This is a genomic window from Pseudoalteromonas sp. TB25 (assembly GCF_000497995.1).
GTDB lineage: Bacteria > Pseudomonadota > Gammaproteobacteria > Enterobacterales > Alteromonadaceae > Pseudoalteromonas > Pseudoalteromonas distincta.
Map to the genome: position 1 here is coordinate 1 of NZ_AUTI01000275.1, position 7,606 is coordinate 7,606.

Below are 7,606 nucleotides of genomic sequence, written 5' to 3' on the forward strand. Positions count from 1 at the left end.
GGCTACACCTTGTTCGTCAAATCGTGGGGATGATTGCTCTCCCGACATTTGCGCTTCACCAATAAAGTACACATCGCCCATACGGGCATTCGTTGTGCTTAAATCGCCCGACATTAAATCCATAAAGTTACTGGCAACAGGGTTACCATCACTATCGAGCTGTGCATACACAGAGCTGCCCCAATCCACTAATGAAAGCGCGTCAGTGTTTGCATCCCAAACAAGGTTTGAAGGTTTTATATCGCCATGCACTATAGGTTGTGGGTTAACGCCGTTTTTGTGACTACGTAAATCAATTAATACAGTACGTAACCTAACAGCTAACGCCATTATTTGCGCGGCACTAAAGCGCCCTGTTTTAAGCGATACTTTTTCAAGGTCCTCTCCAATGGCGCGCGCCATCATTAAAATCCCTTGTTTTTTAATTCGCTCAAATGCATAAAAGGTAGGCACTAAGGGGTTATTAATTTGCGAAAGCATATACGCTTCGTCTTCTAGGCGGTCGCGTACACTTTGGGCAAGCGTAATACGCGAAAACTTAAATACCCAAGGTAAGCAGTTATCGTCATCACCTGCAAACACAAAACCAAAAGCACCCGAGCCAATCATTTCAACGTTTTTGTAGCCCAGCAGTGTTAGCTGCTTAATACAAATATTAAGCCACTGGCGGTGTTTTTTAGCATCGCGGTGCGAAAGCAAATAAACAGATTGCTCTTCGTTGATATAAAAATTGCGGATTTCTTTGGCTTTCAATGCAGGTACTCAAACTTATAAAACTAACCAATTATTAGTTTTATGTAATGAGATTACAATAGGTTAAATAAGAGTTTTGAAATCGTGGGATAAAACAGCGCTAAAGTAGCGCCATAGCAGTAAATTTAAGTGTAAACGTTAAAGCTTAAAGTAAGCTTTCATAATGAACTGTATATAAATACAGTGCATTGCTTTTTGCTAACTTTCTATAACACGAAGCTGCTTAATTGATGACACAGCTATGTGCGTTTGATAATAATATTTATTAGTGGCTCTACCACGGCTCATAAAATCGATAGTTACTCGTTTAGCTTCGCCTGTTACTTCTATTGTTTTATTAATAAAAAAGGTGTCTGCTGGTTGTCCGTATTTACTTTGAAGCTCGGCTACCACATTAGGCTGTATTGATATCGTAATAGCACGCCTATCACGATAATCAGTTTCTGTATTTAAATACAACCAACTCCCCTGAGCTCTCGCCGCTTTAATATGAAACTGGTAAGTGCCAGCAACACCCTTTGGTGCACTTTGCTCAGTTAAAGCGATAAGGTTCATATTTGCTGCCGTACTTTGGCTTATTTCAATTTTATGGGGAACAGAACTACATGCACTAAGCGTAAGCACACTTAGTAAGGCTAGATATTTCAAGACACAATTTCCTTGTTTCTTACACCAATTCGCATAATTCAGTGATCTATTTTGAGACAATAAAATCGTGTGGAAAACACAGCAAAAATTTCGTTATTGAGTTGTTCTATATCAGAAACTTTTAATGCAGTTAGCGATTTAATCCCTTAAATTGATTAACTATTATTGCGAATTGGTATTATGCATTATTAAAAATATGTAGTGTTAATGATACCACTATATGCAGCTGTGTTTCTATAATCAATCCAAACAATTAATTAGCGGATATTAAGGCGCATTGCGCTGAGAAGGATCTGTTTTAAAGCTTTTTAGCAAACTTTGTGGGTCAACCACCTCTGTATACTCTTTAGCAGCCTGCGCCCACCATATTAGTTGGCCAAACGTGCGTGAGAAATAATTAAACCACGATGATTGACTCTCTCCTGCAACAGGTTTGCCATCCTCACTAAACACATTTTGCGCTTTTGGCACGTGGATCATAGCCGATACTGGCAAACAGCCAAGTTCAGATAAAAACGTGCGCATACTAATGGCCGCTCTTACACCACCCCACTGTCCTGCTGAGTAAGTAACTATTGCACTTGGTTTGTATGAAAATAGTGAGCTACCAAAATGATTAAGTAAGTCAGCGAGGGCTGGACTCATGCTGTGATTGTACTCAGGGCTAATCATTATATATCCATCTGCGGCTTTAATTTTATCAGCTAATAGAGTGAGCTCGGTAGGTGCATTACTTTTAGCGTATGCAAAGTGTGGTTTAAATACGTTTTCGCTAGGAAAATCCAACGCATCAATTAGCTCAAACTCATGATCGCCAAAATGCTCTGTTAAGCATTCTATACAAGCCCGAGAAACCCTTAAGCCTAAGCGAGCTGGTTTTGGTGGAGTGCTATCGCGTACTGTGCCTAAAAATACTAAAAACTTCATATGTAATTCTCAACTTTTTTAAACGATAGCTAAACACTAACATTTTTTAGTTATTGTGTATTACACATACGCATTGTTTATTGATTCAAAGCATACGAATAATTTAAAAGCTGTAAACTCACCCTCAAAAAGCAAACACGCCCTAGTATTGATAACTTAGCCCTACACCACCCCAAAATATATTTCGAAGTGTCTCGTCACCTGCAAAGCGTTTTTCATCCTTATTAACTGCAATGCTATAGCTTGTATATGTGTATAGGGCTAACTGATTAAAAAGCTGATACGACAAGTTTGCAGTAAACTTAACGTTGTTTACTCCGTTGTGCCCATCACTAACATACCCCGCATTAACCCCCACGCCTGATTGAATATCTACTGATAGTAAATCGTTAATATAAAAACCTTTTTTTACTGCCATCTCCAAAAATGTACCGCTGGCATCAAATGAATAATAAACACTACTTAATAACTGAATACCGTCCGCAAAAAAATACGCAACGTCGAGGCTTAGCTCATTATCGTGAGCATCAATGCCTTCTTCGCGAGCTTTAATATAGTTATAGCCTACATACATCTCTATCCGCTCAGATAAGTGAGCGGTATAAATAGCATTTAAATTAAGCTCTGAATAATCACTACTAATACCTTTTGCCGCCCAAGGGATCACCGCAAAGTTTTTATAGTTAACCTCAGTAGCAATTGATGCAATACCATTACCGGCAAGGTTATCTCGACCTTCGGTAACATATCGGCTCTCCCATAATGGATGAATATGTAAATCAAACTCTTTATTTTTATAATTTACGTCAGTATGGGTATGCTTAATATTTCCGCCTACGCCCACTTCAAGCTCTTGGTAGTGCTCTTGTGTTTTTGCTTGTGCGTAAGCTGTATTTGCTACCGCTAGAGTCGTAATAACAAATACATATTTTAAATAGTGAGTCATTTATTAAGTCCAAAACCATCATAAATGGTAAAAAGTGGCGCATAGTATTGTTATAAAACGTGTTAGCGAAATAAATAGATGCATATATATTGTTTTATTTATTAGATTTGAAGTATTTACTAAGTATTACCCATAAACTACAAGTTGCAATTAGCTCGGGTTTTAACCAGCAAACCAAAGCTATATACGCACCGAGCAATGCTCTAGCAGGTACTTAATTTAATAGTTAAAATGATAGTTATAGTACTCACGGTGAGGCGCTCCCTATTGCAAAAACAGGAAAGGTATAAGTAGGAAGTGTAAAAAAGTGCGGTAACGGGACAAACATAAGCAGCAACAACTCAATAGGCTGCTTATTCTTAACCTAATTTATTTGCAAATTTAATGACTTAAATAAGCCATAAGGACAATCAGTGCAACATAAAAACCAAAACCTAGTAAGAAGGTTAGGTCGACTCTTCTAGCTTTACTCGCTTTATAAGATGCAAAGTCTTTAAACTCGCTTTTATACAGCCCAAACGTAACCGCTTTTAATAGTAGCCAACCGGTCGAGTAAAATAAAAAGCTCAAGCCAGTATCAACTATTAGCCAAATAAAAATCTCAAATGCAATACTCATTAACTATGTCCATTAGTTTGGAATGCAAAAACTATATAAGCTATGTGTTTAAAATACAGCCAGCTAAGTTAATTAAGGTGTAACAGTAAATTTCGTTAAACCTATTAGCTGACCTGACTCGGTGACTACTTTTACTTGCCACTTACCAACAGAGTCGCTAGGAAAATTTACCTTGTGGGTCCATGCTCTGTAACCTAGCTCTCTTCCGCCATTTATATTTAACGTGATCCGATCAACTTCCTTTTTATTATGAAGCCACACGTGAAATATTTTTTCATTTAAGCCTCTTGGTGCTTTAACAGCGGTCCAACTATATAAACCTTGATGATGCAGTGTATAAGAGTCTAACTGTTTAATACTCCCAACTGGCTTTTTATGTTGTAAATCAACTTCATGAGCTAACGTAATATCGGTTAATCGCAGCGCTGCAGGAGGCACATAGCTTCTTAATTGCCACACAGCAGTGCTCAATGCACATAAAATCAATACAAGAATAGGAAAACGCCACCAGCGTGCATTAGGCATTAAATTGTTTAAACTCGGAAGAGTAACCACTACAGCCGTTACAAGGGCTGCAGCTAAACTTTGGCTCGTTGTAAGGTTTAACAAAATAGGTAAGGTAACAAGTAAAACAACGAATAAAGCAAAGTTATGAAACACACTAAATAACGTAAGGTTTTTAGCAAGCTTCTTATAATAAAAGGGGTCGATTACCGATATAACCGCACATACCACAATGAGGGAGGTAAAAAACGCTTGAGGATGGTCCCACTGCGTAACCGCTAAAAAAAACGGCAAAGCAAAAAATAGACTTTCTTGTTGTACCATTTGTAGAGCAAAACGCATTACATTAGGAGATACAGCCACACCAAATTTTTCTTCTACTTTGTCTCGTAGCCAATTATCAATAATTAGCCACAACCAACTAAAAAGTAAAAATATCGCAATAACTTGCGAAAAAGACTCTTTTCTATCTACAAGTGCAAAGCTGGCAACGCCCGACAAAAACGCCAATACAGCCAATAATCCAGGCCGCTTTTGCATCGCGCTTATAAATTTAGCGATTATATTTTTACAGTAATCCATGTATGAGTGTTTCCGTACGGGTACGTACTTTATTATTTTTATTCAGAGTATGATTAGTTTAACCAAGTTTAAATGAACAACAGATAGACGGATGGATTCAAACGCGCCATTTAACAGTACATCAAACTAACCATTTTTAATTAAATAAAAGCTCGGCATAGCGCGTCATTGGTACGTTTATTAATTTTTGTAACGTGTGAGCCTTAGCAAGTAATTCATCCTCACTAAGTACTGGCATTTTATTGTTAAAAGCAAAAACAATTTTATTGCCGCCTTCAATAATAAAACTAAAAATCTGTCCTGCAAATTCTTTATCAAGTAGTTGATCGAACTCTTCTCTTTGCCCAACTTTGGTATGGCAAATATTAAGTACTAAAACACCATCAAAAGTGAGCGCATTTTTACAATCACGTAAGTAGGATGATTGCACCTGATCTGATTCCATCCCTTCTGAGCTATATAAATCAGAAAAAATAACATCCGTTTTTATCTGCGTTTTTTTCATGTAGTTTGCCGCATCATCAATGTGAATAAACAAACGTTCTGACACAGGCAGTTCAAAATATTTTATAGCCATTTCAGCAACGGCTTTACGGTATTCAACGGTATGTATAGTTAGTGCAGGAAACGCATGATAAAGACTTTTTGCTATAGAGCCCGCCCCAAGTCCCATTATCATCGCGGTTATTAAATTTGGTATAAAAAAAAGCGCAGCCATCATAGCTTGCGTATAAGCTAAGCTTAACCCGTTAATATTATTTAACTTAATACAGCTTTGATAAATTTTTCCGTCAAAGCTGAGAATTAGATTCTTTTTTGTTTGATATACATAAACAGGGCCATGCTCATCAATAGTTGATGCAATACAAGTGCCTTTGATATCCACGAATACTCAATAGGTGAAGTGATGAAAAACGAGTATAACTTAGTTAACGTACTACCATTGCTACTAATATGACTAATAACGCTTTTATTAATTTACAAGCATTTATATACGTACTCAAAAAAGTCGGTTTATCATTTAGGCTAGATGAGCTGAAGTATATGCTTTTATAGTGAATTAAAACTTTCCCAGTGATGACTCTTAGTACAAGCAACGACTTAACCTACTAAAAATTTGGCTAATGTACTGTTATAGCTATGAAAAACCCCCTTTGAATATTCCTCATGTTCAACATGAATAAAGTGCACATCAGAAAAAAGGAAGTCTAAACGGCTAAACATCCATCCTTTGTTTTTATCGATTTATGCCTTTTTTTCCTCAATTGCTACGTAATCGAATCTAACAATAATGATTAATGAATATGACTCATGTTTTATGTGAAATTAAACCGTTTTTCTTCATATCCCAATCAACGTATAAATTACTCATCCCTTAGCGCTAAACACTATTGCTAACAACTTAAAGCTGCTGAATACCTAAACCAGCTAAGCCAGCTTAGTAAGTTGTGTTGTAAGGCTAGTAAAGCGCAAAGCATCAATCAGGTTTAAATTATAAAATTGGATATAAACACGATGAAAAAAGATTTTACATTTAATATAAAGAGCGTTTCACTCGACGAAAATTATCATCCATCAACTAATACGCGTATCACAACCAACTTTGCTAATTTAGCCAGAGGTGAATACCGCAAAGCAAACTTACGTAACGCCTTAAACATGATTAACAACCGTTTTAATGCCCTAGCCCACTGGGATAATACCAAAGGTGAGCGTTATGCTGTTGAGCTTGAAATTGTCTCTGTTGAAATAGGTATTGAAGATGGCGGCGAAAGCTTCCCCTCTATCGAAATATTAAAAACAAATATTGTTGATCATAAAACAAATAAACGCATTGAAGGTATTGTAGGAAACAACTTTTCATCGTATGTGCGCGACTACGATTTTAGCGTACTTCTACAAGAGCATAATAAAGGTAAGTCTCAATTTAGCATTCCAGATGACTTTGGGGTTTTACATGGCAAACTATTTCAGTCATTCGTAAATTCGGATACATACAAACAAAACTTTAAAAAACCACCGGTTATATGTCTAAGTGTGTCAGATAACAAAACCTACAACCGCACTGAAAACCAACACCCGGTACTTGGCGTTGAATACGAGCCAAATGAATCGTCTTTAACTGAGCAATACTTCAAAAAAATGGGCTTGCAGGTACGTTACTTTATGCCGCCAAATAGTGCAGCGCCTTTAGCATTGTTTTTCTTTGGTGATTTACTTAATGATTACAGCAATCTTGAGCTTATAAGCACCATTAGTACGATGGAGACGTTTCAAAAAATCTACAGACCAGAGATTTATAATGCCAACGCAACAGCGGGTAAATCATATAAACCAAACTTAAAAAACTTGGACCACTCACTAACGCAAATTGTGTATGACCGAGAAGAGCGCGGAAAGTTAGCAAATGAGCAAGGCAAGTTTGCGCAAGAGCATTTTATCAAACCGTACCAAACAGTTCTTGAGCAATTCTCTACTAGCTATCTGTCATAACAACTAATAGTAACAAGCAGTAATAACGCGCTTAACGATACGTTTAATAATTAACTAAAATATACGGCATTATTTATTATGAAAAAATTACTACCTACATCTACCGCTGGCAGTTTACCTAAGCCTTTATGGCTT

Annotated in this window: 7 protein-coding genes and 1 pseudogene; 1 reads left to right on the forward strand and 7 read right to left on the reverse strand. The window is 37.0% G+C overall.

Annotated elements, in window-relative coordinates; all coding sequences use genetic code 11:
- The 7 genes and pseudogenes from L652_RS0109295 to L652_RS0109325 form a co-directional block, all read right to left on the reverse strand.
- A pseudogene (locus tag L652_RS0109295) lies at positions 1-753 on the reverse strand (phosphotransferase); the annotation flags it as partial.
- 198 nt (positions 754-951) lie between these two features.
- A complete protein-coding gene (locus L652_RS0109300) occupies positions 952-1,401 on the reverse strand; it encodes a hypothetical protein (RefSeq protein WP_024594875.1) in 450 nt (149 codons plus the stop codon).
- Positions 1,402-1,668: 267 nt separating this feature from the next.
- Positions 1,669-2,328, reverse strand: a complete 660-nt coding sequence (locus L652_RS0109305) for an NAD(P)H-dependent oxidoreductase (protein WP_024594874.1) — start codon at positions 2,326-2,328, stop codon at positions 1,669-1,671.
- Positions 2,329-2,470: 142 nt separating this feature from the next.
- On the reverse strand, positions 2,471-3,274 hold the full coding sequence (locus L652_RS0109310) for a hypothetical protein (protein WP_024594873.1): 804 nt from the start codon (positions 3,272-3,274) through the stop codon (positions 2,471-2,473).
- A gap of 381 nt (positions 3,275-3,655) precedes the next feature.
- Positions 3,656-3,892, reverse strand: coding sequence for a hypothetical protein (locus tag L652_RS0109315; protein ID WP_024594872.1), 237 nt, complete (start codon positions 3,890-3,892; stop codon positions 3,656-3,658).
- Between the two features lie 72 nt (positions 3,893-3,964).
- The gene (locus L652_RS0109320; protein ID WP_002960916.1) at positions 3,965-4,978 is read right to left on the reverse strand and encodes a DUF5924 family protein; all 1,014 of its coding nucleotides are present in this window, start codon (positions 4,976-4,978) and stop codon (positions 3,965-3,967) included.
- A 136-nt stretch (positions 4,979-5,114) separates the two neighbouring features.
- Positions 5,115-5,864 carry an ATP-binding protein gene (locus L652_RS0109325; RefSeq protein WP_024595360.1) on the reverse strand — a complete coding sequence of 250 codons (750 nt, stop codon included), beginning with the start codon at positions 5,862-5,864 and terminating at the stop codon, positions 5,115-5,117.
- Between the two features lie 629 nt (positions 5,865-6,493).
- Here L652_RS0109325 and L652_RS0109330 point away from each other — a divergent pair.
- Positions 6,494-7,471 carry a DUF1852 domain-containing protein gene (locus L652_RS0109330; protein ID WP_024593621.1) on the forward strand — a complete coding sequence of 326 codons (978 nt, stop codon included), beginning with the start codon at positions 6,494-6,496 and terminating at the stop codon, positions 7,469-7,471.
- Positions 7,472-7,606: the final 135 nt, after the last annotated feature.

Coding starts and splice junctions, on each gene's coding strand:
- L652_RS0109305 (WP_024594874.1), bottom strand. CDS start 2,328: ATGAAGTTTTTAGTATTTTTAGGCACAGTACGCGATAGCACTCCACCA.
- L652_RS0109315 (WP_024594872.1), bottom strand. CDS start 3,892: ATGAGTATTGCATTTGAGATTTTTATTTGGCTAATAGTTGATACTGGC.
- L652_RS0109320 (WP_002960916.1), bottom strand. CDS start 4,978: ATGGATTACTGTAAAAATATAATCGCTAAATTTATAAGCGCGATGCAA.
- L652_RS0109330 (WP_024593621.1), top strand. CDS start 6,494: ATGAAAAAAGATTTTACATTTAATATAAAGAGCGTTTCACTCGACGAA.
- L652_RS0109310 (WP_024594873.1), bottom strand. CDS start 3,274: ATGACTCACTATTTAAAATATGTATTTGTTATTACGACTCTAGCGGTA.